Genomic DNA, 26,113 nt, shown 5'->3' on the forward strand with positions numbered 1-26,113 from the left:
CGCTCCCCTCAGGTGCGCGCCTCGGCCGGGATCTCGGCCGCCCGCTTCAAGGCGTACCAGGTCAGAAGCGCGGCGGCCACGAGCGGAGCGCCGTCTCGGATCAGCCCGTCGACGCCGAGCAGGAAGTAGCAGAGCGGCAGATCCCAGGCGAGCACGAAGAAGGTGAGCCAGGCCAGGGCCCGGCGGGCGCCCGCGCGGCCGCGCATCAGGAAGATCGTGCAGAGCAGGACGGCGTAGCTGACGGCGATGCCGGCGAACAGCCAGAACACCACCGCGAGCAACCACTGTGGCCGGTCGCGAAGTTGGCCGAACGAGATCAGGCAGGGCACCAGCATCAGCGGGCTGTAGCTGAAGGCGGCCAGCCGCGCCGTGAGCAGCCACCCGGTCACGGGGGCCCGGCGGGGCGCGGTCTCGCGCAGGGACAGGCCCTCGCGGGTCAGCACGAGCCGGTTCGGATGCCGCACCAGATGCTCGCGGACGACCGGATGCCGGTAGAGCAGGGCGACCACGGCGACACAGAGGACGACCAGCACCGCGAAGCCGATCACGCCGGGCACCGGCGGCGGGCCGGACCGCGGGACGATCAGACGGCCGACCGCGAAGACCGTCGTCACGGCCAGGATCAGGCCGAGCGGACGGGCCGCGGCCCGGGAACGGCGCACCTGCCGGATCAACAGAAGCCAACCGAGCGTACGCAGCAACGCCCACCCGGTGCGCACGGCCAGGCCGAAGCCGTGCTCCGGCGTGTACGTGTAGATGAGGACCTCGACCACCACCGTGGCGACCGCGGTCGCCACGAGCAGGGCGATCAAGGCGCGGAGGGCGCGGGGCACGGCGTCGTGGTACCCCGACCGCGCCCGCCTCACGCGTCGATGAGGCGGGCGCGGGGCCTCAGCCCTCGGCCAAGCGGGCGCGCAGGGCGTCCAACTCGGACCAGAGGACGGCCGGGAGCTTGTCGCCGAACTTCTCGAACCACTCGGTGACCTGGGGAATCTCGGCCAGCCACTCGTCGCGGTCGACCTTCAGCACGGCCGCCAGGTCGGCCTCGTCGAGGTCGAGGCCGGTCAGGTCGATCGCCTCCGGCGTGGGCACGTGGCCGATCGGGGTCTCCACGGCCTCGCCGCGGCCGTCGAGCCGCTCCACGACCCACTTGAGGACCCGGCTGTTCTCGCCGAAGCCGGGCCACAGGAACCGGCCGTCCTCGCCGCACCGGAACCAGTTGACGTAGAAGACCTTGGGCAGCTTGGCCGCGTCGCCGGGCGCACCCTTGGCCATGTCGATCCAGTGCTGGAAGTAGTCACCGGCGTGGTAGCCGATGAACGGCAGCATGGCCATCGGGTCGCGCCGCACCACGCCGACCTGGCCGACCGCGGCCGCGGTGGTCTCCGACGAGAGCGTCGCGCCCAGGTAGACGCCGTGCACCCAGTCCCGGGCCTCGGTGACCAGCGGGACCGTGGTCTTGCGGCGGCCGCCGAACAGGATCGCGTCGATCGGCACGCCGCGCGGGTCGTGGTACTCGTCGGCCAGGATCGGGCACTGCTCAATCGGCGTGCAGAACCGGCTGTTGGGGTGGCTCGAAGGGGTCTCGGAGCCGGGGGTCCAGTCCTGGTTCTTCCAGTCGGTCAGGTGGGCCGGCGGCTCGCCCATGCCCTCCCACCAGATGTCGCCGTCGTCGGTGAGGGCGACATTGGTGAAGACGGAGTTGCCCCGGGCGAGCGTGCGCATCGCGTTCGGGTTGGTGTGGAAGTCGGTGCCGGGCGCGACGCCGAACAGCCCGAACTCGGGGTTGGTGGCCCAGAGCCGGCCGTCCTCACCGAATCGCATCCACGCGATGTCGTCCCCGACCGTCTCGACCTTCCAGCCCGGCAGCGTGGGCTCGAGCATGGCGAGGTTGGTCTTGCCGCAGGCCGACGGGAACGCGCCCGCGATGTAGCGGACCTGCCCCTCGGGCGAGGTCAGCTTCATGATCAGCATGTGCTCGGCCAGCCAGCCCTCGTCGCGGGCGGCCACGCTGGCGATGCGCAGCGCGTAGCACTTCTTGCCGAGCAGCGAGTTGCCGCCGTAGCCGGAGCCGAAGGACCAGATCTCCCGGGTCTCCGGGAAGTGCGAGATGTACTTGGTCTCGTTGCACGGCCAGGGGACGTCGTCCTCCCCCGGCGCCAGCGGCGCGCCGACCGAGTGCAGGGCCGGCACGAAGTCGGCGTCCGTCCCCATCGCCTCGACGACCGCGGCCCCCATCCGGGTCATGATGCGCATGCTCGCGACGACGTACGGGCTGTCGGTCAGCTCGACGCCGAACATCGGATTCGGGGCGTCCAGGGGACCCATGCAGAACGGGACCACGTACATGGTCCGGCCCCGCATGCAGCCCCGGTAGAGCTCGGTCATGGTCGCCTTCATCTCGGCCGGCGCCATCCAGTTGTTGGTGGGGCCGGCGTCGGCCTCGTCGGCCGAGCAGATGAAGGTGCGTTCCTCGACGCGGGCGACATCACCCGGGTCGGTCCGCGCCCAGAACGAGTTGGGCTTCTTCTCGGGGTCGAGCCGCACCAGCGAGCCCGATTCGACCAGGGCGTCGGTGAGCGTTCTCCACTCCTGTTCCGAGCCGTCGCACCAGACGACGCGGTCGGGAGTGGTCAGGGCGGTCACTTCGTCGATCCAGGCGAGCAGCCGGGGATGAGAAGCAGGGGGCACAGTGATCTCCTTCGGTCGGCGTTGACCAGGACCACAGAGGTCGTGGGAGTGCACCGAGCCTAAGGGCGTTCGGCATTTGGTTCATCGGAAGAATCTGTGGAGAACCGCACAATCCTCGGCCACTCTGCTTACAGACGTTCGATCCTTCGCCGTACAGCGCAGTTCCGCGCATCCTCGCCGGAACGGCCAGGTGTGCGCCCCGCCGTTCGTCGACTTTCGCAAAACGGACTTAAGCCCCTAAGCTTGGGTAATCGGGCTTTCCTCTCCTAGGAGGCAGGAATGACCATCCCGGGCAGTCCAACCGACACGGACACCGAACTACTGGCGGCGGTCCGTGAAGGGGACACCGCGGCGTACGGCACGCTCTACGAACGGCACCACGCCGCGGCCCGGCACCTGGCCTACGGCCTCGCCCGCGACCCCACGGACGCCGACGACCTGGTCGCCGAGACGTTCGCCAAGGTCTTCGCCGCCCTGCGGGCCGGCCGCGGGCCCCTGGTCGCCTTCCGCGCCTACCTCGCGACCACCATGCGGCACGTCTGCTACCACCGGGCCCGGCGCGACCGGCGACTCGAATTCACCGACGACCTCACCCGGTACGACGAGGGCCAGCCGTACACCGACCCCGCCCTCGACCGCCTGGAACGGGCCTACGCCGCGGCCGCGTTCCGGCAGCTCCCGGAGCGGTGGCGCGATGTGCTGTGGCAGACCGCGGTCGAGGGCAACAGCCCGGCCGAGGTGGCCGGGATGCTCGGTATGACCCCGAACGCGGTGGCCGTGCTCGCCCACCGCGCCCGCGAAGGCCTGCGCAGCCTCTACCTCCAGCAACACGTGGCCGTGGCCAAGCACCCGGAGTGCCGCTGGGCGGCCGACCGCCTCGGCGTCCACCTGCGCGGGCGGCTCGCCCCGCGGGACAGCAACCGGATGCGGCTGCACCTGGGATGGTGCGCCGAATGCCGGGAACGGGTCGCGGAGATCGCCGAGATCAGCGACATGCACCCTCCGTACCGGCAGCGTCACCATGCCGGATCAGGCGGTTAAGACTCGCCAACGAAAACAGCGGCGCGTGACGGCCCCCGGTACTCTCGGACCGTGCCCGAGACATCGCCGACGCAGCCATCCGGCCTGCGCTCCCGGTTTCGGGCCCTCGTCCGCGAGCTCGGCAAGTTCGGCACGGTGGGCAGCATCTCCTTCGCCATCGACCTGGCGATCTTCAACCTGCTGCTCCAGGCCGGCCTCGAGACGCTGCTCGCCAAGACCATCTCGACCGTGCTGGCGACCACCGTCGCCTTCACCGGCAACCGGTTCTGGACCTGGCGGCACGCGGCCCACACCAACATGGCCCGGCAATACACCATGTTCTTCGTGCTCAACGCCATCGGCCTGGGCATCGGGCTCGCCTGCCTGGCCATCAGCCACTACGGGCTGGGCAGCGTCTGGCCCGCCTTCCAGACCCGGCTCGCGGACAACATCTCGGGGCAGCTCGTCGGCACCGCCTTCGGCACCCTGTTCCGCTTCTGGTCGTACCGCCGGTTCGTGTTCCCCGTCGAGACCCCGCCGGGCACGCATGAGCGTCACGACGATCACGCGGCTACTGTGACGCCGCCACCATCCCCCGTACGTGACACGGCGTAACAGCCCCCTCTCCCGCTAAGGTTGCCCAATGCCTTCAGTCAGTTCGCTGACGTCACACCTGCGCCGCCTCGCCCCCGAAGCCATCGCCTTCGGCATCATCGGCGCCGGGAACACGCTGCTCTACCTGGCCATCACCTGGGCCCTGCTGCCGATCGGCGCGGTCAAGGCCAGCGTCATCGGCACGGTCATCACCACCACGCTGGCGTATTTCGCCAACCGCTACTGGACGTACCGTCACCACACGCGCACCGCGCTGCGCCGTGAGTACACGCTGTTCTTCGGGTTCAACCTGATCGGCATGGTCATCCAGTCCGGCACCATCGCCATCGGCAAGTACGGCTTCGGCCTGACCGAGGAGCACAACAAGTACGAGTTCATGGCCGTCACGCTGGTCGGCATCGTGATCGCCACGGTCTTCCGCTTCTGGGCCTACCGGACCTTCGTCTTCCTCAAGCCGCCGGTCGACGGTCACGAGGCCGAGCTGGCCGACCTGGACGCCGCCGCCGGTCTGGCCGAGCTGAGCACCGAGGACGAGCCGAAGCTCGACGCCACCCCGCGTTAACCCTTGGCCGGCCGGCGGAAGAGACCGCGCCGCTGCGCCGGCAGTTCGGGCTCCTGCTCGACTTCCTCGTCCTCGTCGTCCGGGCGCCGTAGCCGATCCTGCTCGATCAGCTCGTAGAGCAGCGTCTGCACGCTTTGCGCCCGCGGCACCACGGCCAGGAGGACGGCCTGCTCACCGATCGAGTCGACCTTCAGCGTGCCCGACCCGAAGAGCCGGTCCAGGACCGACTGGCTCACCACGTGATCGTTGACCCGGTTGAGCGGCAGGTCGCGCCGCTCCCGGGCGATCACGCCGTCCTGCAGCAGGATCCGCTCGTCGGTCAGCACGTAGTGGGTGCACCGCCACTTGACCAGCGGCGCCGCTCCGTACCGGACGCCCTGGTAGAGCATGATCAGCGCGACCACGGCGAAGGCGATCCGGCCGCCGTCGTTGGTCGGCAGCATCACCCAGGCCACCGTGCTGACCACCACCGCCAGCAGGACCAGCAGGCCCGGCCGGAGCGCCGTGCGCCAGTGCGGGCGCAGGTGGAGGACGAGTTCCTCCTCGTCGGCCAGCACTTCTTCCGGGAACGCCACGCGGTCAGCGTACGTGCAGCACGTCACCCGCCGAGACGCGATGCTCGGCCCCGTCCGCCGATCGGACGACCAGCCGGCCGTCCCCGTCGACCGAGGTCGCCTCGCCCTCCAGCGGACCGCCGGCCGGCAGCAGCACCCGGACCTGGCGGCCGATCGTGGCGCAGTGCCGCTGATAGGCGGCGAGCAGGCCGGACATCTCGGCGTCGCCCTCCGCCTCCCGCCACCCCTCGTACCAGGAAGCGATTCCGCGCAGCGACGCCCGCAACAACGGGTCACGGTCGGTCACCGGCGCTCCGGCGACGCGTAGTGAGGTGGCGGGCAGGCCGTTGGTCTCGGGGAGCTCCTCGGCGCGGGTGCTCACGTTGAGCCCGATGCCGACCACGACCGCGTCGCCGGAGGCCTCGGCCAGGATGCCGGCGCACTTGCCGCCGGCCACGAGCAGATCGTTCGGCCACTTCAAGGAGGCCTCGACCTCGGCCACCCGCGTGACGGCCTCGGCCAGGGCGACGCCGGCCAGCAGGGGCAGCCAGCCGAGCGCGCCCGGCGGGACCGCGGGCCAGCCGCGCTCCTCGTTGCGCAGGCCGGGGCGCAGCAGCACGCTGACGGTCAGGCCGGCCCGCGGCGGCGAGGTCCATTGGCGATCGCGGCGACCGCGGCCGGCGGTCTGGCTCTCGGCGACCACGACCAGACCCTCGGGCTCACCGGCCTGGGCGGCGGCGATCGCGTCGGCGTTGGTCGACGCGGTCTCGGCCCGCAGATCGAGGCGCCGCCAAAAGCCGCCCGGGGTCACCAGCGCCCGCTCCAGCGCACGGGGCGACAGCGGCGGGCGGTCCAGATCGGTATACGGCGAAGCCATCACCAGAGCCTAGTCGCGCCCCCGCCGAAGCAGCCGTCGCCGCCGGCTCACTGCGGTGGGTCGGCGGCGTGGCGGCTCACGTAGACGCGGCTGGGATTGGTCGGAGGCGTCACCGAAGGGCGAGGACGTGGACGCGGGCGGCGGCGTTCGACGGGCGGTTCCTCCGCGGCCGGCGGCTCGGACCGCCACTCCCGGGCCGGGGGCTGCTCCCGGGCGGCGCGGCGCTTCTCGTTGCGGGACTGCCAGTTACGCGGCAGGCGGATGCGGCCCGAGCGCTCGTCCGGCGGCCAGGTCGGAACGACCTCGGTCGGCTCGAACGGCACGGCGGTGAGGTCGAAGCCAGTCGCGGGCTCGTAGTCGGGCACCGGGGGAAGCCGCTCGACGGCGACGGGCCAGCCGTAACCCTTGGCCGAGGGCTCGTGGTCGGGCTCCAGCTCGACCGGGATCGGGGTCCAGTATTCGCCGGACGGGAGCTCGTCGCCGGTCTGGCGGTACTCGGGGCGGACCCAGCCCTCGACGCGGTGGCCGTAGCGGGCCGCCGGCTGGGGCTGCGGCTCCGCCACCACCTCTTCGACCTCGACCTCGAAGGGCTCGGTGGCCTCGACGGCCACGGGCTCCTCGGGCTCGACCTCGTCGACCGGGCGGTGCTCGTCGGCGTACGGCCTCAGGTCCTGACGGTCCTCTTCGTCGGCGTACGGCCTCAGGTCTTGACGTTCCTCCTCGTCGGCGAGGCCGATCAGCGCGAGGCCGCCGCCCTCGTCCTCACCCGGCCACTCGGCCGCCTGGCTCCGGCGGCGGCTTCCCCGCACCCGGCGTGGGTGACGGTCGGCCTCGATCATGGCGGTCCGGGTGGCCTCGCGGACCGCCTTCCGGCCCGCCCGGCGCCCGCCGACCCGGAACAGCACGCTGCGGAAACAGATCAGTGTGGCGATACCGCCGGCGATGAGGGCGATGCCGGCCGCGGTCATCCAGTTCGTCACGAGGGATGTAACGAATGGGGCATTGAGTGCGAAACGCACCCGTAGCGGCGCGCCAACCGATCGCGCACTACGATCAAGTTCGTCTCTTCCACCGTCGCTGGAATCGTGAGGAACCACTGTGACGACACAGCCGGACGCGGTCCAGGCCGACATCCACACGACGGCCGGCAAGCTCAGTGATCTGACGCGCCGCACCGACGAGGCGGTCCACGCGGGCAGCGAACGGGCCGTCGAGAAACAGCACGCCCGGGGCAAGAAGACGGCCCGCGAGCGGATCGCGATGCTGCTCGACGAGGGCTCCTTCGTGGAGCTCGACGCGCTCGCCCGGCACCGCTCGACCAACTTCGGCCTGGAGAAGAACCGCCCCTACGGCGACGGCGTGGTGACCGGCTACGGCACCGTCGACGGCCGGCCCGTCTGCGTCTTCTCGCAGGATTTCACCGTCTTCGGCGGCTCCCTGGGCGAGGTCTTCGGCGAGAAGATCGTCAAGGTGCTGGACATGGCCATGAAGACCGGCTGCCCGATCATCGGGATCAACGACTCTGGCGGCGCGCGCATCCAGGAGGGCGTGGTCGCGCTCGGCCTGTACGCCGACATCTTCTTCCGCAACGTGCGGGCCAGCGGCGTCATCCCGCAGATCTCGCTGATCATGGGTCCGTGCGCGGGCGGCGCGGTCTACTCGCCGGCGATCACCGACTTCACCGTGATGGTCGACCAGACCTCGCACATGTTCATCACCGGCCCCGACGTGATCAAGACGGTGACCGGTGAGGAGGTCGGCTTCGAGGAGCTGGGCGGCGCCCGCACCCACAACAGCCGCAGCGGCAACGCCCACTACCTGGCCTCCGACGAGGACGATGCGATCGACTACGTGCGGGCGCTGCTGTCGTACCTGCCGTCGAACAATCTCGACGAGCCTGTCGTGTTCGAAGATTTGACGGATTTGACCGCTTCGGAGGCCGATCGCGCGCTCGATACCCTGATCCCGGACTCGGCCAACCAGCCTTACGACATCAAGACCGTGATCGAGACCGTCGTCGACGACTTCCTCGAGGTCCAGCCGCTCTACGCGCAGAACATCGTGGTCGGCTTCGGCCGGGTCGAGGGCCGCCCGGTCGGCGTGGTCGCCAACCAGCCGATGCACTTCGCGGGCACCCTCGACATCGCGGCCTCGGAGAAGGCGGCCCGGTTCGTCCGGACCTGCGACGCCTTCAACATCCCGGTGCTGACCCTGGTCGACGTGCCCGGCTTCCTGCCCGGAACGGCCCAGGAGTGGGACGGCATCATCCGGCGCGGCGCCAAACTGATCTACGCGTACGCCGAGGCCACCGTCCCGAAGATCACGGTGATCACCCGCAAGGCGTACGGCGGCGCGTACGACGTCATGGGGTCGAAGCACCTCGGGGCCGACATGAACTTCGCCTGGCCCACCGCCCAGATCGCGGTCATGGGGGCCCAGGGCGCGGTCAACATCCTCTACCGGGGCGAGCCGGTGGAGAACCGGGCCGCTCGGGTCCAGGAGTACGAGGACACGCTGGCCAACCCGTACATCGCGGCCGAGCGCGGTTACGTCGACGCGGTCATCCAGCCGTCCGAGACCCGGGCCCAGGTGACCCAGGCGCTGCGCATGCTGCGTACCAAGCGCGAGACCCTGCCGCCCAAGAAGCACGGCAACATCCCGCTATGAGCTCCAGGCCGGCTTTCCGCCGGCGGCGTTCGAGGTCACCTCGGGCCCGATCAGCAGGAAGTGCGCCTCGTCCCCGTCGACCCGCGGACAGTGCTCGACACCACGCGGGATGACCAGCAGGTCGCCGGGGAGCAGGGACACGTCGCCGTCGCGGAGCTGGATCGTCATCCGCCCGGAGAGCAGCAGGAAGGTCTCGTCCTGGTCGTCGTGCGAGTGCCAGTTCGTCGACCGGGTCCCCTTGGCCACCTTGAGCAGGTTGCCGTTGGCCGCGGCGAGCACCCGCTGGGACCAGAACTCGGTGAGGCCGGCCGCTTCGTCGGCCACCGCGTATTTCGTGAGCATGCACCGATCCTCCAACCCGCGGCGGGCCCGCCGGCAGTGGTAGGAATGACCGATGCCGCAAGGATCCTCACATCGGGTCGTGCTCGTCGTCGACGAGCAGTCCAACCCCTTCGAGGTCGGCTGCGCCTGCGAGATCTTCGGCGGCCCGTTGCGGCCGGAGATCGGTTTCGAGCTGTACGACCTCCGCGTGATCGCCCCTAAGAAGTCCACCCCGATGCGGGACGCGCTGTTCAGCATCGGCGCGGTCGGGCGGCTCGACGAGATCGACCGGGCCGACACGGTGATCGTGCCCAACCGGCCGTACGTCGACACGCCGAGCCGCCCGATGCTGCTGGCCGCCCTGCGCCGGGCCCACGAGCGGGGCGCCCGGCTGGTCGGCCTCTGCACCGGCGCGTTCACCCTGGCCGAGGCCGGCCTGCTCGACGGGCGCCGGGCCACGGTCCACTGGAATCTCGCCGAGGAGTTCCAACAGCGCTTCCCGAAGGTGGCGCTCGAACCGGACGTCCTGTTCGTCGACGACGGTGACGTGCTCACCTCGGCCGGCAGCGCCGCCGCGCTCGACCTCGGCCTGCACATCGTCCGGCGGGATCACGGGGCCGAGGTGGCCAATCACGTCAGCCGCCGCCTCGTCTTCGCCGCCTACCGCGACGGCGGTCAACGGCAGTTCGTCGAGCGCCCGATGCCACCGGCGGCCGGCCAGTCCCTCGCCTCGGCGCTGGCCTGGGCCCAGCAGCGACTGGACGAGCCGATCACCGTCGCCGAGCTGGCCCGGCGGGCCGGAATGAGCGTAGGCAGCCTGCACCGCCGGTTCCGGGCCGAGCTGGGCACCACCCCGCTGGCCTGGCTGACCGTCGAACGGGTCACCCTGGCCTGCCGCCTGATCGAACAGGGCGCCCACGGGCTCGAAGCCGTCGCCCACCGATCCGGGCTCGGCACCGGGGCTAACATGCGGGCCCTGTTCAAACGCCACGTCGGAGTCAGCCCGGCCGACTACCGGCGCCGCTTCACCGGCCCGCCGTGACTCACACCGTGTCGGGCAACCACTGGCCGGCCAACAGGAAGGCGCCGACGATCAACGCGGCCACGTTGACGACCAGGAAGACGCCGACCCAGAAGATGGCCGGCACGCGGGTGACGTGAGCGAGCTGGTCGGCGTCCGACTCCGGCATGCGGCCCCGGCTGCGCAGGCTCTGCAACTCGAAGACCGGGCGAACCCCGCCGAAAAGCAGGAACCAGACCCCGGCGTACGCGAAAACGGCCTGCACCTGCGGCGACGCGTACCAGGAGACGACGAAGACGATCGCGCCCGTCACCACGAGGGAGACCACACCGAAGAAGTTCCTGATGTTGATCAGCATGAGCAGCAGCAGAACCACGGCCAGCCAGAGCAGCAACGTGATCCGGTTACCGCCGAGCAGCCAGGCACCCAGCACACCGACCAGCGACGGCGCGATATAACCGCCGAGCAGCGTGAGCATCATGCCCGGGCCGGTCGGGCGCCCCGACGACAGCGTCAGACCGGACGTGTCGAACTCCAGCCGGATACCGCGCAACCGGCGGCCGGTCACCAACGCGAACAGCGCATGACCACCCTCGTGGGCGATCGTGACGGCATTGCGGGCCACCCGCCACACCGGGCGGAACGACACCGCGAGCAACCCGGCCAGCGCCGTGAGCAGCACCAGCAGACCGGGCGGGTCCGGCTGAGCGCCGAGCAGTTGGTCCCAGAGATCACTTACGCTGTCGATCGGCACAGCGCCGAACTGTAGCCGATCACGCTATGCGTGGTGGGAGGCCCGGCCCCGGACAACGGCCTCGGTGGGCGCCTCGGAACGCTTGGTCAGCGTGCGGGCGGCATACACACCACCGGCGAAAACAGCCAGCAGGGCCACGATGGCGAACATGGCGGGCGGTCCGATGGTCACAGTCAGGACCACGAGATCCGCGAACGCGATGAGCACCCAGAAACCTAGGGTGGGCTTACTGCCGTACCGTCGGCAGTTCATGTCGCACCTCCTCGGTGATGCGACATGAACTACCCATTCACGCGGGAAATAACTCTACTTCGACTTGAAGCCGGCGAAGATCGCCTTGATGTCGGCCTGCGAGGCGTTCCAGTCCTCCGGACTGACATACCAGTTCAGGCTGTACGCCTGCTTGCTGTTGACGACGAAATTCCGCTTGATCACGTGCTGCCGGTTGTTGGTGCTGGTCGTGTAGTAGTACTCCCAGTCGGCAGCACTCTTGAAGTAGCCGTTCACCCGGTCGATGCGCACCCGCTCATAACCCCGGATGCTGCCGGCCCGATCCTGCTCCTGCTCGACCCAGTCCTGGTACGCGTCGGCGGCCGGGCTGGTCGTCTGCGAGATGAGCAGCAGCCGGTTGTCCCACTTGTACTGGATGCCGCCGTCGCCCATGCTCCGCACCGCGTCCGCCGGCAGCGGGATCTTGAAACCGGTCGGATCGGTCCGCACCGCCCAGCCGGCCGGCAACGCGGCGGCGGCCGGGGTCGTCTTGCTCGGAGCGGCGCTGGTGGCGGCCGCGGACGGTTTCGTGGTGCCGGACGGAGCGGCCGCCGCGCTGGAAGCGACCGGGGTCGGGGCGGCCTGACCATCGCTGTCGTCGTCGCCGACGGCCTGCACGATGAGGACGACGACCAGCACGACGATCAACAACAGCACACCGAAACCGACCGCGGCCTGCTTGTACGTCAGCCGGGTGCCGAAAACGGTGATGCCGGGACTGCTCGCGTAGGACGGGGTGACCGGCATGGGCGTCCACGCCGGACGGTTCGGGCGGTTGAGGCCCGGGATGTCCTCGGTCTTACGCCGGGGCGGCATCACGGCGGCCACGGCGGTCTTGTCGGCGTCGGCCAGGTTGGCGACCAGCTTGGTGGCGTGCTGGTCGTCGGGGGGTGTGGCTTTCTTCGTTTCCACCGGGGTGGCTTTGTCCGCCGCCACGGGGGTGGCTTTACTCGCCTCGACCGGCGTGTCGGCCTTTGCCGCCACCGGCTCGTCGATCTTCGTCTCCGCCGGCTTGGCGGCCGGAACGGCCACCTTCTTACTTGCCGCGGGGACCGCCGTCATCGTTTCGCTCTCAGCGGGAGCAGCGGCCTGGCTCTCAGTGGCCGTCTTACTCTCGCCAACCGTCTTACTGTCAGCAGTCGCCTTGCTCCCGGCCTGGGGAGCCACCTCGCTGCCAGAAGCGGCCTGGCTCTCGGCATGAGGAGCCGTCCTGCCCTGAGCGGCAAGCGTCTCGCCGCTCTCGGCCGGGTCAGCTGACTGGCTCTCTGCAGCCGCGTCGCCGTCAGCAGGCGACTGGACCTCGGCCGCCGCCTCGGTCTCAGCAGTCGCCGGACTCTCAGCGGGAGCCGTCGCCACGCTCTCGGCCGGCTCGACCGCCTTGCTCTTTGTCGACGCAGCCGCGTTGCTCTCGGCGGGGGTGGCCGCTTCCTCGGTCTCGGCGGCGGGCGCCGCGCCGACGGCCTCGGCGCTGTCCGCGCCGGCGTCTGCCCGGGGCGCCTCAGCCTCGGCCGGCGCAGGCGGCGCGACCTGTTCGGCCTTCGCCTCTCCCTCAGCTGCCTTGCTCTGGGCTGCCTTGCCCTCGCCTGCGCCCTGGGCTGCCTTGCCCTCGGCCGCGCCCTGAGCTGCCTTGCCCTCGGCCGCGCCCTGAGCTGCCTTGCCCTCGGCCGCGCCCTGAGCTGCCTTGGACTCGGTCGCGCCCTGAGCTGCCTTGGACTCGGTCGCGCCCTGAGCTGACTTGGCCTCGGCCGCCTTGGCGTCGTCGTCCTCCGCCTTCGCCGGCTGCGCGGCTTTCGTCTCGCGCTCGTCCGCCGTCCCGGTGGTCGTCTCGGACTTCTCCGGCACTTCGGGCGCGGCTTTGCCCGACTTTTCGGATTTGTCAGACGGCGCGGTTTCCTGGAGCTTCGCCTCCGGCGAGGGAACGGCGACGTTCCCGGGCGTTTCGGTCACTGTGCTCTGGGCGTACGGCCGCACCTCGGTCTTTGCCTCTAGGCCCTTGTCGGCGCCCTTCTTGGCCGCGGGCTTCGGCGCGGGCACCACAGTGGTCGCGTCCGCCGTCGGTGGCTTCACCGGAGGGACCACCGTGGTGGCGTCCGCGGGCTTGTCGACGATGCGGGGCATCAGCGCGGTGGCGTCGGCCGGCATCGGCTTCGGCGCGGCGGGCATCACGGTGGTGGCGTCGGCGGCGGGCGCGGTCTTGCCCCGGCGGGCCGCGGCCACGTCGGCGGCGGTGAAACCCGCGTGCCCGGCGCGGGCCGGGCGTGGCGGCGTACCGCTTGCGGGCTCGGAACGCTGAGGCTCGGGCGGCTGAGGCCGGCGGGTGCTGATGAAGGCGGTCTTGTCGTCGCGGACCGGCGGGCCGTCCACGCGGGTGGCATCGACGGGAGGCGTGGGCTTGTCGGCTCGCGGCGGCTTGGCGGCCGGCGGCTTCGTACCCGGCGGCTTGACCGCGGGGGCGTCGACGCGGGTGGGCGTCTCGGCGGCGGGGCGGCCGACGGTGGCCTTGCCCGGGGTGAAGATCGGCGGCCGGCCGTCGCCGACCGCCGGACGGCCACTCACGACGGGCGGCTGCGGCGGCGGGCTGGTCGGGCGGACCGGCGGACGGGGGCCCGGCACGACCGGCGTGGCACCCGTGTGCGGCAGGCCGGTCCGGTCCCGGCCCACGCCCGGGCGGCGCATGGTCGGGCTCATCGGGAAGGTCAGCTTGCCGCGGCGGCCGGCCGCGCGCAGCAGCAGGCGCTCCGCCTCCTCGGCGTTGATGCGGTGCGCCGGATCCTTGCGCAGCAGGCCGTTGAGCACCGGCTTGAGCGGGCCGGCGTTGCGCGCGGGCGGCGGGTTCTCGGTGGCCAGGGCGGCCAGCGTGGCGATCGCGGACGGGCGGGCGAACGGCGAGGCACCCTCGACCGCCGCGTACAGCGTGGCCCCGAGGGACCACAGATCGGCGGCGGGTCCGGCTGAGCCGTCCCGGGCTCGCTCCGGTGCGATGTACGCCGGGGAGCCGAGCACCAGACCCGTACGCGTGACGTTGGGGTCCCCGGGCACGGTGGCCAGCCCGAAGTCGGTGAGCACGACGCGGCCGTCGGCGCCGATCAGCACGTTGCCCGGTTTGACGTCGCGGTGCACCACGCCGGCCCGGTGGGCGGCCCGCAACGCGTTCAGCACGCCCAGGCCCATCTCGGCGGCCCGCACGGCGTTGAAGGGACCCTCGGCGGCGAGCGTGTCCTGCAGGGAGCGCGAGGGCACGTACTCCATGACGATCCACGGGTCGGCGTCGGTGCGCAGCACGTCGAACACGCGAACCACGTTGATGTTGTTGAGCCGGGCGATCGCGCGCGCCTCGCGCAGCGACCGCTCACGCATCTCCTGCCGCTCGCCGGGGGTCAGACCGGGCGGCGGGACGAGCTCCTTGATGGCCACGTCCCGGTGCAGGACGACGTCTGTCGCCCGCCAGACGCGGCCCATGCCGCCCTGACCGAGCGGCGCGACGAGCCGGTAACGGTCAGCGACGATGAGCGGGGGCGAGGAAGACATCACGGAGAAAATACCCGGTCCTGTCGAGCCACAGCGAATCGATCAGCCGAGTGTGGGATGCGTGTCACCGGATCTCCATGCCTCCGTCGTACGCTCGGTCGATGGATACGGAACCGCTGGTCAGCGTCGTGCGCGGCGAACCGACCGATCTTGAGCTGGCCGCGCTGGTCACGGTACTGGTGCGAGCATCCAGCGCAGTGGATGGGGAGCAGCCCCCGCCGGCCCCCTCGGCCTGGGCCCACTCGGCACGACCGTCGATGCGCCCGTCCTCCTGGCGCGCCTCGGCCCTCCCCCGCTAGATCATCGTCGGTCACTGTCCACAGGCACCCCATGCGCTGGCGGCGAGCGACTACTCTTTGGTTTCGCTGGTTTTCCGGACCACTCTGGGGGAGGGTGACGTTGATTCCCGAGGAGGATCGCGGTCCCGCGTGGCTGCGCGACTACGGCACCACCGATTTCGGCCAGATCGAGGCCGACATCCAGGCCATGGAGCAGTTCGCCGCCAAGCTGGCCGCCAACGTCAAGGACAGCTACGCCCCCCATCTCGAGAGCGTCTCCGAGTCGATGGGCACCCCGCTGCCGAGCCCCGACGGCCGCTTCGCCGAGCTGGCCTCGTTCCTGCTCGCGCACCGCGACGCCCAGGACGTCACCCACCAGAACGTGTACAACTACGCGAACGGCACTCAGGGCTTCGCCTCCGCCGCGTCCGACATCAGCAAGAAGTACGCGGGCTCCGACGCCTTCTCGCACGCCAAGGTCACCGACGTCGACAAGGCCTTCGACAAGTACGGCGTCCCGGCGAGCACGGTTGAAGGGGACCTCTGATGTTGATCGCAGCCGGCGGCGGCGGAAGCGGCATCACCGACTGGTACGCGATGGGCATCCCCGAGATGCAGGAGCTCATCCAGAAACCCGACACGGCCAAGCACTACGAGCTGCTCACGGGCTGGAAACAGTCGGCCGACCTCATCAACGAGCACCGCTGGCAGGTCCAGAACTACCGCGACAACCTCGCCGCCATCTGGCCCCCCGACCGCAACGCGGCCGCCTTCGCCTACCTGACCCGCCTCGACGACCTCATCAAGAACCTCGACGACACGTACGAGGCCGCAATCGCCAACCACGACGCCTTCGCCTCAGCCACCCTGTCGATCGGCCTTGCCCAGAAAGACATCCAGCAGATCTTCGACGAGTACATGTCGAACGCCCAGGCCTTGAACACGTTCAACGCAACCCAGCTGCAGGCCCAGAAGGCCGACCCCGGCCTACCCCCCGAAAAGCCCCCCGTAGCCGACGGCCGCCAGGAGGAGCTGCGCCAAAAGGCCGCAGCCTTGCTGAGCACCGTAAGCAGCGACTTGGCCCTGGCCCAGGTCAGCATCAGAACGCCTACGCTTTACGAACGACAGTTCAAAGAGATCACCAAAGACGCAAACGACGGCGACCAGTATGTAGCTCCTCCGATCCCGCCCGTTACGCCGGTTTTCCCCGACCGCAATCCAGCTGGCTCGACTTCATCAAGGCCGTCCGTAACATTTCCGACCTCCGGTCCAGCGCAACCGATCGCATCGCCACCCGGCGTCTTTACACCGCCCGGGGCCATAACGCCACCCATTACGGCGACGCCACAGCCAGGCCTTATTTTGGGAGGAACGGGTCCCACAGCCGTCCTACCGTCACCGAATCCCCCGCCTGTGACACCGTCTTTACCCGGAGGCGGATCCGGCCCAATAGCTAGCCCAGGGCTTCTCCCACCGACCCCTGGCTTCCTTCCTACCGGAAGCACTGCGACCACCCCGCCCCCGGTAACGGGCATCGGCCGGGGCGGCGTCGGCGTTCCGAGAGAAGGACTCACGCGTCCCGGCGCGACTGCCCCCGGCGGGCTTCACGTCATGCCTCCGGGGGGAGTAATTGGGGGCGCCCCAGGTGTCGGCCTTGGCCAACCAGCCACAGTCCGCCCAGGCGCACAACGGGTTAATCCTGTCGGCGGGGTGATCGGCGGAGGCCAACTTGGTAGTCCCGGAAACGCCAGAGGCACGGCAACTGGTGGCACCGGGCAACTCAGTGGCAGCAATGCACCCTACGGGCCCGCTGGCAGCCGCAGGAAGACTCGAAGCGACGGAACCGAAGCCTCGAATTGGGACCCCGACAACCCCTGGAAAACCACGGAGGGCGTAGACCCAGTGGTTTCGCCTCCAAGGGAACAGCGGATCGACCCCGGGCCCGCGATCGGATTGAATTGATTTTAATGCGCGGCACAGCAACTGCAGGAGCAATTGTTCTTGCAGCTGCCATCCTTATTCCGGCGTCTCCCGCGATGGCAGATAGCATTCGCAACGACCAATGGTATCTTAAGTCGCTACGAATTTCGGATGCCCACGCCATCAGCAAAGGGTCCGGAGAAACAGTCGCCGTAATTGATACAGGATCATTTGCACATACAGACCTTCGCCAAAATCTCCTTGAAGGAGTAAGCTTCGTCTCAGGCGAATCAAGCGACGGCCGCACCGACAGATCGGGCCACGGCACAAATATGGCAGCCCTTGTCGCAGCCCACGGACGAGGCAACGACGGCATCCTAGGTATCGCCCCAGGAGCGAAGGTATTGCCGGTCAAGATTTCCAACTCGGCAGACAAAGCACCGCCTAAAGAGATGGCGAAGGGAATAGAGTGGGCATTGGCGAAAAATGCTCGCATTATTAACGTTTCCGCCGGGATCGGCCCCTCGTTCGACCTGCAAGATGCAGTCGCACGGGCGATGGGCGCAGATGCTGTCGTGGTGGCATCGATCGGAAATGCCGGACAAGACGCTATTGTCGGATATCCGGCGGCCATTGAAGGCGTGCTGGCCGTGGGCTCGGTGGGCCCGGATGGCAAGCATTCAGCGTTGTCTGTCAACACGCCGAAAGTACAAATTTGCGCGCCGGGCGTGGAGATAACCACCGCAGAGCCGAAGAACAAATACGTCAATGTCGGCGGAACATCGCCGGCGGCAGCCATCGCGTCTGGAGCTGCGGCGCTTGTCCGCTCTAGATATCCCAAGCTTTCCGCCGAAGAAGTCATCCATAGACTTACAGCTACCGCTGATGATATTGGGCCGCCGGGGCGGGATGATGAGTGTGGTTTTGGGCGCCTGAATATTGTTAAGGCGCTTACTGCTGATGTGCCGCCGTTGGAGGGTGAGACTTCGGCGCCTAGCGCGGCTACTACGGCGCCGGTGACCGTGGGGCCGACGGCTAGTGCTGCTGGGGCTGTGGTGGAGGAGGCGGAGCCGGCGAGTGCTAGCCGAGGGCTTCTCTATGCCGGGGTGGCTGCGGTGGTTGTGGTGGCGGCGGCTCTTGTCTTCTTTGTAGGTCGGCGGCGGCGGGGCGCGCGTTAGACCGTGGGGGAAACGCCGGGGCGTGTGCTGCTTTTGGGGGTGTTTGACTTGTAGCCTCGGGGCGTGCAGAAGGATCAGGACATCGCGTATCGGCTGATTCTGGCGTCGGCCAGTCCGGCTCGGCGGCAGCTGCTTGGGGCGGCTGGGATTGATGCCGAGGTGATGGTCAGTGGGGTGGACGAGTCCGTGGTGGAGGCGGAGGATGCGGCCTCGCTGTGTCTTGCCCTGGCGCGGATGAAGGCGCGGACCATTGCGGCGCAGCTTGAAGCGGACCCTGGGGTGGTGGTTCTGGGGTGTGACTCGGTGTTGGCGTTCGAGGGGGAAATCCTTGGGAAGCCGGCCAACGCGGAGGAGGCGACCAAGCGGTGGCTGCGCATGCGGGGCAAGTCCGGCGTGCTGCACACGGGGCATCACCTGACCAGCCTGGTCAGTGGGAAGCAGGCGGAGGCGGTCGGCATGACGACCGTGCACTTCGCGGACATCAGCGATGCCGAGATCGAGGCGTACGTGGCCAGCGGGGAGCCGCTGCATGTGGCCGGGTCGTTCACGCTTGATGGGCGCGGTGGGGCGTTCGTCGAGCGGATCGAAGGGGATGCGGGCAACGTCATCGGGCTTTCGTTGCCGCTGCTCCGCACCCTTCTTGCCGAAATGGGCGTCCCGATCATCGCGCTCTGGAGAAGCTGAGCGCTCCGGAGAAGCTGAGCGCTCTGGAGAAGCTAAGCGCTCTGGAGAAGCTGAGCGCTCTGGAGAAGCTGAGCGCTCTGGAGGAAGTAAAAACCTCTCAGCGGACGCTTCGGGCGAACTCGCGCGCCGCCCAGGCGACGGCGGCGCAGGCCAGGATGGCCATGATGAGCAGGCCCTGCCAGACGTCGGGGGCGCCCAGGTCGCCGCGGAACAGGGCGCGGGTGCCGTTGACCGCCCACGAGAACGGGTTCCAGTCGGCGATCCCCTGCAACCAGCCGGGAGCGTACGTCAGTGGCAGCAGGATGCCGCTGAGCAGCAGCACCGGCTGGGCGACCGTGTTCATCAGCGGGGCCAGCGCGTCCTCGCTCTTCACGACCAGGGCCACGCCGTAGCTCACGGCCGAGGTCATCAGGGAGATCAGGGCCAGCATCAGGTAGGCCAGCATCAGGTTGCCCAGGAAGACGCGCAGGTCGAAGACGAGCGCGAGCAGCGTGATGATCACTGCCTGGGCGATCAGGGAGACCACGTCGCGCAGGGAGCGGCCCAGCAGCAGGGCGAGGCGGCTCACCGGCGTCACCCGGGAGCGTTCGATCACGCCGGCCCTCAGCTCGGCGATCAGGCCGAAGCCCTGGAACAGGCCGCCGAAGATGGCCAGCAGGACCAGCAGGCCGGGCACGAAGATCTCGTACGCCTCGGCGTTGGAACCCACCTGCAGGGCCGGCTTGAGCAAGGGTGCGAACAGCAGCAGGTACATCACCGGCTGGAAGACGCCGACGAAGATCCAGACGGGGTTGCGCAGCAGGAGCTGCATCTGCCGGTTGAAGATCAGCGAGGTGTCGCGGAGCAGCTTCATGTCAGTTCTCCCGCAGCGAGCGGCCGGTCTTGGTCAGGAACACGTCGTCGAGGCTGGGGCGGTGCAGCTCGATCGTGCCGAGGGGCACCGAGGCCGCGTCGAGGGCGCGCAGGATCTGCGGGATCGCCACGGCGCCGTCCTCCACGTAGAGGCGCACGTTGTCCTCGTACGTCTCCAGCTTGTAGGAAGTGAGGGCCTGGGCCGCCGCCGCCACCGCGTCCACCGGTAGGCCGACCCGGACCACGTCCCCGCTGATCTCGCGTTTGAGGCCGGCCGGTGTGCCCGAGGCGACGATCTCGCCGTTGTCCATGATGGAGATGCGGTCGCAGAGCGCGTCGGCCTCGTCGAGGTAGTGGGTCGTGATGAAGACGGTCATGCCCTCCGCGCGCAGCCGTCGGATCTCGTCCCACATGTGGGCCCGGCTCTGCGGGTCCAGGCCGGTGGTCGGCTCGTCCAGGAAGACGACCTTGGGTTCGTGGATGATGCCGAGCGCGATGTCGACCCGCCGGCGCTGCCCGCCGGAGTAGGTCTTGCACTTGCGGTCGGCGTAATCGCTGAGCTGAAAACCTTCAAGGACCTTGGCGGTACGCGTCTGGGCGGCGCCCTTGTCGATCCCGTACAGCCGGGCCTGGAGGACCAGCTCCTCCCGGGCGGTCGAGTCGTCCCAGGTGCTGCCGCCCTGGGCGACGTACCCGATGCGGCGGCGGACCTCGCCCGGGTCGGACCGCAGATCAGCCCCGGCGATCGTGGCCGTGCCGCCGTCGGGCTCGATGAGGGTGGCCAGCATCCGCAGCGTGGTGGTCTTGCCGGCGCCGTTGGGACCGAGGAAGCCGAAGATCTCGCCCTCGGCGACGTCCAGGTCGACACCGCGTACGGCCTCGACGGTCTTTTTGTCGCGCCCTTGGCGCGAGACGAACGACTTGCGCAACCCGCGAGTCTCTATCATGCGGGCAGCCTACGACCGTCAAGTTTTACTAGTCAAACTTGATTAGGACGCGGTGGCGCGGCCGGAAAGTAGCTCTCCGTCGTCTCGATCCGCTTGGCCGTACGCTCGCACCAGGCGATCTCGGCCTCCCAGATGACCACGCTCCGCTCCCACATCCAGCTCACGTAGATCGGCTTGTTGTCGGCCCAGTCGGCCGCCATCGCGGCCTCCAGCTGCTGAACCGCGGCCTGGAGCTGGATGGCCCGATTACGCAGGCCGGCCGCCGCCTCCTCGCGGGGCAGGGCCGCGAGGAACGAGAAGGCGGCCATGAACGGGTCGGCCATCTGGGCGAGGTTCCACCACTCCTTGCGGAGCAGGGCCTCGAACTCGGCCACGCCCTTGTCGGTGATCTCGTAGGTGGTGCGGGCCGGGCGGGTGCCGACCTGCTCGGTCGCGACCTGGCGGAGAAGCCCTTCCTCGGCCAGCTTGCGCAGCGCGTGGTAGATCGAGCCGGGTTGGATGTTCGCCCATTTGTCCGCGCTCCAGCTCAACAGCTCCCGGCGGACGTCGTAGCCGTGCACGGGCTGGGCCCACTGGACCAGCCCGAGGATCATCATGCGCGTAGCGGACACCATGCCAGCATAAAAGTGCGACTAGGCTCAGCCCGTGCGCAAGGTATTGATCGCCAACCGGGCCGAGATCGCCGTCCGGGTCATCCGGGCCTGCCGGGACGCCGGCCTGACCAGTGTCGCCGTCTACGCCGACAGTGATCGGGACGGGTTACCGGCCCGGCTCGCCGACGAGGCGTACGCCCTGGGTGGTGAGACGGCCGCCGACACGTACCTGCGCATCGACAAGCTGATCGACGTCGCGCGGCGGGCCGGGGCCGACGCGGTGCACCCGGGCTACGGCTTCCTCAGCGAGAACGCCGACTTCGCCCAGGCGGTGATCGACGCCGGTCTGACCTGGATCGGCCCGTCCCCGCAGGCCATCCGCGACCTGGGGGACAAGGTCACCGCCCGGCACATCGCCCAGCGCGCCGGCGCCCCGCTGGTGCCGGGCACGGCCGAGCCGGTGGCGGACGCCGACGAGATCGTCGCGTTCGCGCGTGAGCACGGCCTGCCGGTGGCGATCAAGGCGGCGTTCGGCGGCGGCGGGCGCGGGCTCAAGGTCGCCCGTACGCTCGAGGAGATCCCGGCCCTGTTCGAGAGCGCGACCCGCGAGGCCGTGGCCGCGTTCGGCCGGGGCGAGTGCTTCGTCGAGCGGTACCTCGACCGGCCCCGCCACGTGGAGGCGCAGGTCCTGGCCGACACCCACGGCAACGTGATCGTGGTCGGCACCCGGGACTGCTCCCTGCAGCGCCGCCACCAGAAGCTGGTCGAGGAGGCGCCGGCCCCGTTCCTGAGTTCGGAGCAGCGGGCCGAGATCCACTCCAGCGCCAAGGCGATCTGCCGCGAAGCGGGCTATCACGGCGCCGGCACGGTCGAATATCTGGTCGGTCAGGACGGGACGATCTCCTTCCTGGAGGTGAACACGCGCCTGCAGGTGGAGCACCCGGTCAGCGAGGAGACTTCGGGCCTCGATCTGGTCCGCGAGCAGTTCCGCATCGCTGATGGCGCCACTTTGGACATTTCCGAGGACCCGGCGCCGCGTGGGCACTCGATCGAGTTCCGCCTCAACGGCGAGGACCCGGGCCGGGGCTTCCTGCCCGCTCCGGGCCAGGTCACCGAGCTCAACTGGCCGTCCGGCCCCGGCGTCCGGGTCGACGCGGGCGTCGAGAAGGGCAGCGTCATCGGGGGCAACTTCGACTCGCTCCTCGCCAAGATCATCGTGACCGGGGCGACCCGGGCCGAGGCGCTGGAACGCTCCCGGCGCGTGCTCGACGAGACCGTGGTCGAGGGGATCGCCACGGTGCTGCCGTTCCATCGGGCCGTAGTGCGCGATCCGGCGTTCACGAGTGAGCCGTTCACGGTCCACACCCGGTGGATCGAGACGGAGTGGGCGGGCGGGGTCGAGCCGTACGCTGCCGCGGCCGCCGGCGACGAGCCGGAGCAGCGCGAGACCGTCGTGGTCGAGGTGGGCGGCAAGCGGCTCGAGGTACGCCTGCCCGCGCAGCTGCTGAGCAGCCGGCCCGCACAGAAGGCGGCGCCCGCCAAGCGGCGTGGCGGCGGTGGAGGGGCGACTGCCCAGGCGGGCGGGGCCGCGGCTCTGACCGCGCCGATGCAGGGAACGATCGTCAAGGTCGCCGTGGCCGACGGCGACACGGTCTCCGAGGGCGACGTGATCGTGGTGGTCGAGGCCATGAAGATGGAGCAGCCGCTGCAAGCTCACAAGGCCGGCACGGTGTCCGGATTGTCCATCGGGGTGGGCGAGACGGTCACGGCCGGGACGGTTGTCTGCACCATCGACTGAGGCTCAGCGGGCGGTGGCGATCCAGTAGCGGAGTTTCTCGTCGATGCGGGGGGCGGGGACGCCGCCGTTGCGCTCGATGGTGCGGCGCGACGCCTCGTTGTCGGCGTCGCAGGTGACGAGCACCCGCTCGAGGCCGAGCGAAGCGGCGATGGGCAGGGCGGCGGCCAGCATCGCGGTGGCGTGGCCCTGGCGGCGGGCCGACGGGCGTACGTCGTAGCCGATGTGGCCGTTGCGCTCGCCGATGACGCCCGGCGCCAGGCGCCGGCGGATGTTGAGCCGGCCCAGGTAGTCGACGCCCTCGACCCACCACAGCACGGTGGTCGGCACGAAGCTGGCCGGGCGGGGCGTGTCCTCGAGCGCCTGGGCGCGCAGGCCGTCGACGAAAGTCCGGAAGACCGGCGCCGAGAGCCACGTCTGCGCGTACGCCCGCAGGTCGCTCCCGATGTTGCTGTTGTCACCCGGCGAACCCCGTCCCTCGGCCTGATATTCGGCCATTGCCTCTAAAAAGGACTTATGGACCTCATACACAGGTGCTGCTAGAACAGGCACTCGCCCACACTAGGGGAAAAGGTGGCGAGCCGCCGGTACGGGACCTACCGACGGCCCGCCGGCCGGCACACCGAGAACGGGGGACCCGGCGTTCCGGCCACCTCACGGTACGCCCGCGGGGGCCACGCCGAAAACTTGCCTGGTGACAAATAGGACAAGACGCGGTGGCGGGCGGAAAAACCACGCGCGCCGGGGAGATCGAGACAATACCGTGTCAGGCATCACCGCCGACCGGCTCTGATCAGGGAGCATTCTTCAAACACAGCCCATTCTCAGGTGCCGCCACGGAGAATCCCCGTGAGGCCCCTACCACCCGCGAGGTCAAGGACTCATGACGGAACTGTTGACCATGATGGCAACACCGGCGTGGGCGTACCTTGCTCTCTTCGGCTTCCTGGCCGTGGACGCCATGATTCCGGTGGTCCCGATCCAGGCGATCATGATCACATCCGGCGCGCTGACTGTCTACGGCAATCTGAACCTCGCCCTGGTGATCGCGATCGGCGCCCTCGGCATGTTCACCGGCGACTCGATCGCCTTCGCCCTGGGCCGCTCCAGCGGCGAGCGCGGCTCGGGCCGGCTGGCCGCTCTCCGCGCGCGGTACGGGCCCAAGCACGACGACGAGGCGAAAGAGGAGTCCAAGACCCGTCGCGCGGCCGAGCGGTTCACCCGCGGTCTGCGCCGGCCCGGCCCGCTCGTGCTGCTGCTCTGCCGCTTCGTGCCCGGCGGCCGGATGGCGGCCGGCTTCCACGCCGGGCGGCGCGGCTACCCGGTCAAGATGTTCATCCTCTACGACGGGCTGGCCGCGCTGGCCTGGGGTTCGTACGGCGGGCTGGTCGGCCACGTCGGCGGCACGGCCATCACCCAGTCCGCCTGGCGGCTGTTCGCGGTGGCCGCGACCGCCGCCGTCGTCTTCGGCACGGCCGGGTGGATCCTCGCCCTCTTCGGCGGCCGCAAGGAGGCCGAGGAGCTCAAAGCGGCCGAGGAGCTCAAGGCCGCCGCGAAGAGGGGCGAGGACGATTTCACTGCAGCTCGTGGAGCATCAGCTGACGTGCCGCTTCCGCAATCGAGCCCGACAGCGACGGGTAGATAGTGATCGTGTGGGCCAGCTGGTCCACGGTCAGGTTGTTCTCCACCGCCATGGTGATCGGCAGGATCAGCTCGCTCGCCTTGGGTGAGACCACCACGCCGCCGACGATCTGACCGGTCGCGGGCCGGCAGAACAGCTTCACGAAGCCGTCGTGCAGGTCGGCCATCTTGGCCCGGGCGTTGCCGCTCAGCGGCAGCATCACCTGCCGGGCCGGGGTCCGGCCGGCGTCCACGTCGTTCTGGCTGACGCCGACGGTGGCCAGCTCGGGGTCGGTGAAGGCGTTGGCCGAGACGGTCCGCAGCCGCAGCGGGGCCACCGCCTCGCCCATCGCGTGCCAGATGGCGATCCGGCCCTGCATGGCGGCGACGCTGGCCAGCGCGAGCACACCGGTGCAGTCGCCGGCCGCGTAGATGCCGGGCACGTTGGTGCGCGACACCCGGTCGACCGTCACGTAGCCGCCGTCGCCGACCTGGACGCCGTACTCCTGCAGGCCGAGGTCGGCCGTGTTGGGCACGGCGCCGACCGCGATGAGCGCGTGCGAGCCCTCGATGACCTGGCCGTCGCCCAGGGTGACCTGCACGCCGTCGCCGGTGTTGACCACGGAACGGCCGCGGGACTGGCTGAGAATGGTCATGCCGCGCTCGCGGAAGACCCGCTCGATGGCCATGGCGGCGTCGGCGTCCTCGTGCGGCATCACCCGCTCGCGGCTGGAGACCAGGGTGACCTGCACGCCCATGGCCAGGTAGGCGCTGGCGAACTCGGCCCCGGTCACGCCGGAGCCGATCACGATGAGGTGCGACGGCAGCTCGGTGAGGTCGTAGAGCTGACGCCAGTCGAGGATGCGCTCGCCGTCCGGCACGGCCGTGGGCAGCACGCGCGGGGTGGCCCCGGTGGCCAGCAGCACCGTGGTGGCGTCCACGGCGTACTCCTGCCCGTCGTGAGGGGTAACGAGCACCTGGTGGGTGTGGCCGAGCGTGTCCTCGCCGAGGCGGGCCCGGCCGTGCACCACGTCGACGCCGGCCTTGACCAGCTTGGCCTGGATGTCGCCGGACTGGGCCAGCGCGAGCTTCTTGACCCGGTCGTTGACCTCGGCGGCGTCCACCGTGACGCCGTCCAGACCGGCCGAGCGGATGCCGAACCGGTCGTTGTTGCGGTAGCCCGTCATCACCTCCGAGCTGGCGATGAAGGTCTTGGAGGGCACGCAGTCGGTGAGGACGCAGGCGCCGCCCGGACCGTCCGCCTCGACGAGGGTGACGTCCGCGTCGAGCTGGGCCGCGACCAGCGCCGCCTCATACCCGCCCGGTCCCCCACCGATGATCACGATCCGACTCACGACTGTTCCCT

General features: G+C 69.7%; 25 protein-coding genes and 1 pseudogene. 12 read left to right on the forward strand and 14 right to left on the reverse strand.

Going from position 1 to position 26,113, the window contains the following annotated elements; genetic code table 11:
• Positions 1-8: 8 nt before the first annotated feature.
• Both AB0J66_RS09800 and AB0J66_RS09805 read right to left on the reverse strand, forming a co-directional pair.
• A complete protein-coding gene (locus AB0J66_RS09800; protein WP_364657948.1) occupies positions 9-833 on the reverse strand; it encodes a hypothetical protein in 825 nt (274 codons plus the stop codon).
• A 58-nt stretch (positions 834-891) separates the two neighbouring features.
• Positions 892-2,697: a phosphoenolpyruvate carboxykinase (GTP) gene (locus AB0J66_RS09805; RefSeq protein ID WP_364658675.1), complete on the reverse strand. Its 1,806-nt coding sequence runs from the start codon at positions 2,695-2,697 to the stop codon at positions 892-894.
• A 273-nt stretch (positions 2,698-2,970) separates the two neighbouring features.
• Between AB0J66_RS09805 and AB0J66_RS09810 the strand changes: the two genes are divergently transcribed.
• From AB0J66_RS09810 to AB0J66_RS09820, 3 genes are read left to right on the forward strand one after another with little or no spacing between them, the layout of a single operon-like run.
• Positions 2,971-3,732, forward strand: coding sequence for a sigma-70 family RNA polymerase sigma factor (locus AB0J66_RS09810; protein WP_364657950.1), 762 nt, complete (start codon positions 2,971-2,973; stop codon positions 3,730-3,732).
• 51 nt (positions 3,733-3,783) lie between these two features.
• Positions 3,784-4,326: a GtrA family protein gene (locus AB0J66_RS09815; protein WP_364657952.1), complete on the forward strand. Its 543-nt coding sequence runs from the start codon at positions 3,784-3,786 to the stop codon at positions 4,324-4,326.
• A 28-nt stretch (positions 4,327-4,354) separates the two neighbouring features.
• Positions 4,355-4,888 (forward strand): GtrA family protein, encoded by a 534-nt coding sequence (locus AB0J66_RS09820; RefSeq protein ID WP_364657955.1) that lies wholly within the window; start codon positions 4,355-4,357, stop codon positions 4,886-4,888.
• On the opposite strand, the gene AB0J66_RS09825 is transcribed toward AB0J66_RS09820, so the two are convergent.
• The 3 genes from AB0J66_RS09825 to AB0J66_RS09835 are packed head-to-tail and all read right to left on the reverse strand — an operon-like array spanning position 4,885 to position 7,299.
• Positions 4,885-5,463, reverse strand: a complete 579-nt coding sequence (locus AB0J66_RS09825) for a PH domain-containing protein (protein WP_364657957.1) — start codon at positions 5,461-5,463, stop codon at positions 4,885-4,887. The two genes, AB0J66_RS09820 and AB0J66_RS09825, sit on opposite strands and share 4 nt — an antisense overlap.
• 4 nt (positions 5,464-5,467) lie before the next feature.
• Positions 5,468-6,322, reverse strand: a complete 855-nt coding sequence (locus AB0J66_RS09830) for a biotin--[acetyl-CoA-carboxylase] ligase (RefSeq protein ID WP_364657959.1) — start codon at positions 6,320-6,322, stop codon at positions 5,468-5,470.
• A 44-nt stretch (positions 6,323-6,366) separates the two neighbouring features.
• Positions 6,367-7,299 (reverse strand): hypothetical protein, encoded by a 933-nt coding sequence (locus AB0J66_RS09835; RefSeq protein ID WP_364657962.1) that lies wholly within the window; start codon positions 7,297-7,299, stop codon positions 6,367-6,369.
• A gap of 118 nt (positions 7,300-7,417) precedes the next feature.
• On the opposite strand from AB0J66_RS09835, the gene AB0J66_RS09840 reads away from it, so the two are divergent.
• Positions 7,418-8,986, forward strand: coding sequence for an acyl-CoA carboxylase subunit beta (locus tag AB0J66_RS09840; RefSeq protein WP_364657964.1), 1,569 nt, complete (start codon positions 7,418-7,420; stop codon positions 8,984-8,986).
• On the opposite strand, the gene AB0J66_RS09845 is transcribed toward AB0J66_RS09840, so the two are convergent.
• Positions 8,981-9,328, reverse strand: coding sequence for a cupin domain-containing protein (locus AB0J66_RS09845; RefSeq protein ID WP_364657967.1), 348 nt, complete (start codon positions 9,326-9,328; stop codon positions 8,981-8,983). The genes AB0J66_RS09840 and AB0J66_RS09845 overlap by 6 nt on opposite strands.
• Before the next feature lie 52 nt (positions 9,329-9,380).
• Here AB0J66_RS09845 and AB0J66_RS09850 point away from each other — a divergent pair, with 52 nt between their 5' ends.
• Entirely contained in the window at positions 9,381-10,349 is a 969-nt protein-coding gene (locus AB0J66_RS09850) for a helix-turn-helix domain-containing protein (protein WP_364657969.1), read from the forward strand.
• Between the two features lies 1 nt (position 10,350).
• On the opposite strand, the gene AB0J66_RS09855 is transcribed toward AB0J66_RS09850, so the two are convergent.
• From AB0J66_RS09855 to AB0J66_RS09865, 3 genes and pseudogenes are all read right to left on the reverse strand, one after another.
• Positions 10,351-11,082 (reverse strand): M50 family metallopeptidase, encoded by a 732-nt coding sequence (locus AB0J66_RS09855; protein WP_364657972.1) that lies wholly within the window; start codon positions 11,080-11,082, stop codon positions 10,351-10,353.
• 24 nt (positions 11,083-11,106) lie between these two features.
• Positions 11,107-11,334: a hypothetical protein gene (locus AB0J66_RS09860; RefSeq protein ID WP_364657975.1), complete on the reverse strand. Its 228-nt coding sequence runs from the start codon at positions 11,332-11,334 to the stop codon at positions 11,107-11,109.
• A gap of 2,679 nt (positions 11,335-14,013) precedes the next feature.
• Positions 14,014-14,880, reverse strand: a pseudogene (locus AB0J66_RS09865) (serine/threonine-protein kinase); the annotation flags it as partial.
• Between the two features lie 101 nt (positions 14,881-14,981).
• Between AB0J66_RS09865 and AB0J66_RS09870 the strand changes: the two are divergent.
• The 5 genes from AB0J66_RS09870 to AB0J66_RS09890 all read left to right on the forward strand — a co-directional run bounded on the left by AB0J66_RS09870 (position 14,982) and on the right by AB0J66_RS09890 (position 18,940).
• Entirely contained in the window at positions 14,982-15,179 is a 198-nt protein-coding gene (locus tag AB0J66_RS09870; protein WP_364657978.1) for an acyl-CoA carboxylase subunit epsilon, read from the forward strand.
• A 94-nt stretch (positions 15,180-15,273) separates the two neighbouring features.
• Complete coding sequence (locus tag AB0J66_RS09875) at positions 15,274-15,705, forward strand: hypothetical protein (protein WP_364657981.1); 432 nt, start codon at positions 15,274-15,276, stop codon at positions 15,703-15,705.
• The gene (locus AB0J66_RS09880; protein WP_364657983.1) at positions 15,705-17,120 is read left to right on the forward strand and encodes a hypothetical protein; all 1,416 of its coding nucleotides are present in this window, start codon (positions 15,705-15,707) and stop codon (positions 17,118-17,120) included. The genes AB0J66_RS09875 and AB0J66_RS09880 overlap by 1 nt, the downstream gene beginning before the upstream one ends.
• Before the next feature lie 5 nt (positions 17,121-17,125).
• The gene (locus AB0J66_RS09885; protein ID WP_364657985.1) at positions 17,126-18,256 is read left to right on the forward strand and encodes a S8 family serine peptidase; all 1,131 of its coding nucleotides are present in this window, start codon (positions 17,126-17,128) and stop codon (positions 18,254-18,256) included.
• A gap of 63 nt (positions 18,257-18,319) precedes the next feature.
• Positions 18,320-18,940 carry a nucleoside triphosphate pyrophosphatase gene (locus AB0J66_RS09890; RefSeq protein WP_364657987.1) on the forward strand — a complete coding sequence of 207 codons (621 nt, stop codon included), beginning with the start codon at positions 18,320-18,322 and terminating at the stop codon, positions 18,938-18,940.
• A gap of 97 nt (positions 18,941-19,037) precedes the next feature.
• Here the strand turns inward: AB0J66_RS09890 and AB0J66_RS09895 are convergent, their stop codons facing one another.
• Genes AB0J66_RS09895 through AB0J66_RS09905 form a run of 3 tightly spaced genes read right to left on the reverse strand, consistent with a single transcriptional unit; the run spans position 19,038 to position 21,335 of the window.
• Positions 19,038-19,793, reverse strand: coding sequence for an ABC transporter permease (locus AB0J66_RS09895; protein ID WP_364657989.1), 756 nt, complete (start codon positions 19,791-19,793; stop codon positions 19,038-19,040).
• Between the two features lies 1 nt (position 19,794).
• Complete coding sequence (locus tag AB0J66_RS09900; protein WP_364657992.1) at positions 19,795-20,739, reverse strand: ATP-binding cassette domain-containing protein; 945 nt, start codon at positions 20,737-20,739, stop codon at positions 19,795-19,797.
• 32 nt (positions 20,740-20,771) lie between these two features.
• Positions 20,772-21,335 (reverse strand): PadR family transcriptional regulator, encoded by a 564-nt coding sequence (locus AB0J66_RS09905; RefSeq protein WP_364658677.1) that lies wholly within the window; start codon positions 21,333-21,335, stop codon positions 20,772-20,774.
• A 49-nt stretch (positions 21,336-21,384) separates the two neighbouring features.
• On the opposite strand from AB0J66_RS09905, the gene AB0J66_RS09910 reads away from it, so the two are divergent.
• Complete coding sequence (locus tag AB0J66_RS09910) at positions 21,385-23,130, forward strand: biotin carboxylase N-terminal domain-containing protein (protein ID WP_364657995.1); 1,746 nt, start codon at positions 21,385-21,387, stop codon at positions 23,128-23,130.
• Positions 23,131-23,133: 3 nt separating this feature from the next.
• Here AB0J66_RS09910 and AB0J66_RS09915 read toward each other — a convergent pair whose 3' ends face one another.
• Positions 23,134-23,679 carry a GNAT family N-acetyltransferase gene (locus AB0J66_RS09915; RefSeq protein WP_364657997.1) on the reverse strand — a complete coding sequence of 182 codons (546 nt, stop codon included), beginning with the start codon at positions 23,677-23,679 and terminating at the stop codon, positions 23,134-23,136.
• 331 nt (positions 23,680-24,010) lie between these two features.
• Here AB0J66_RS09915 and AB0J66_RS09920 point away from each other — a divergent pair, with 331 nt between their 5' ends.
• Positions 24,011-24,772, forward strand: coding sequence for a DedA family protein (locus AB0J66_RS09920; protein WP_364657999.1), 762 nt, complete (start codon positions 24,011-24,013; stop codon positions 24,770-24,772).
• On the opposite strand, the gene AB0J66_RS09925 is transcribed toward AB0J66_RS09920, so the two are convergent.
• Positions 24,702-26,102, reverse strand: coding sequence for an NAD(P)H-quinone dehydrogenase (locus tag AB0J66_RS09925; protein WP_364658002.1), 1,401 nt, complete (start codon positions 26,100-26,102; stop codon positions 24,702-24,704). The two genes, AB0J66_RS09920 and AB0J66_RS09925, sit on opposite strands and share 71 nt — an antisense overlap.
• Positions 26,103-26,113 lie beyond the last annotated feature (11 nt).

The organism is Actinoplanes sp. NPDC049598 (genome assembly GCF_040675435.1).
In the GTDB taxonomy this organism is placed as follows: Bacteria; Actinomycetota; Actinomycetes; order Mycobacteriales; family Micromonosporaceae; genus Actinoplanes.

Excerpts from the sequence above, each read along its gene's own strand:
- AB0J66_RS09810 (WP_364657950.1), top strand. The coding sequence starts at position 2,971 with ATGACCATCCCGGGCAGTCCAACCGACACGGACACCGAACTACTGGCG.
- AB0J66_RS09820 (WP_364657955.1), top strand. The coding sequence starts at position 4,355 with ATGCCTTCAGTCAGTTCGCTGACGTCACACCTGCGCCGCCTCGCCCCC.
- AB0J66_RS09845 (WP_364657967.1), bottom strand. The coding sequence starts at position 9,328 with ATGCTCACGAAATACGCGGTGGCCGACGAAGCGGCCGGCCTCACCGAG.
- AB0J66_RS09850 (WP_364657969.1), top strand. The coding sequence starts at position 9,381 with ATGCCGCAAGGATCCTCACATCGGGTCGTGCTCGTCGTCGACGAGCAG.
- AB0J66_RS09860 (WP_364657975.1), bottom strand. The coding sequence starts at position 11,334 with ATGAACTGCCGACGGTACGGCAGTAAGCCCACCCTAGGTTTCTGGGTG.
- AB0J66_RS09870 (WP_364657978.1), top strand. The coding sequence starts at position 14,982 with ATGGATACGGAACCGCTGGTCAGCGTCGTGCGCGGCGAACCGACCGAT.
- AB0J66_RS09880 (WP_364657983.1), top strand. The coding sequence starts at position 15,705 with ATGTTGATCGCAGCCGGCGGCGGCGGAAGCGGCATCACCGACTGGTAC.
- AB0J66_RS09885 (WP_364657985.1), top strand. The coding sequence starts at position 17,126 with ATGCGCGGCACAGCAACTGCAGGAGCAATTGTTCTTGCAGCTGCCATC.
- AB0J66_RS09895 (WP_364657989.1), bottom strand. The coding sequence starts at position 19,793 with ATGAAGCTGCTCCGCGACACCTCGCTGATCTTCAACCGGCAGATGCAG.
- AB0J66_RS09900 (WP_364657992.1), bottom strand. The coding sequence starts at position 20,739 with ATGATAGAGACTCGCGGGTTGCGCAAGTCGTTCGTCTCGCGCCAAGGG.
- AB0J66_RS09905 (WP_364658677.1), bottom strand. The coding sequence starts at position 21,335 with ATGATGATCCTCGGGCTGGTCCAGTGGGCCCAGCCCGTGCACGGCTAC.
- AB0J66_RS09920 (WP_364657999.1), top strand. The coding sequence starts at position 24,011 with ATGACGGAACTGTTGACCATGATGGCAACACCGGCGTGGGCGTACCTT.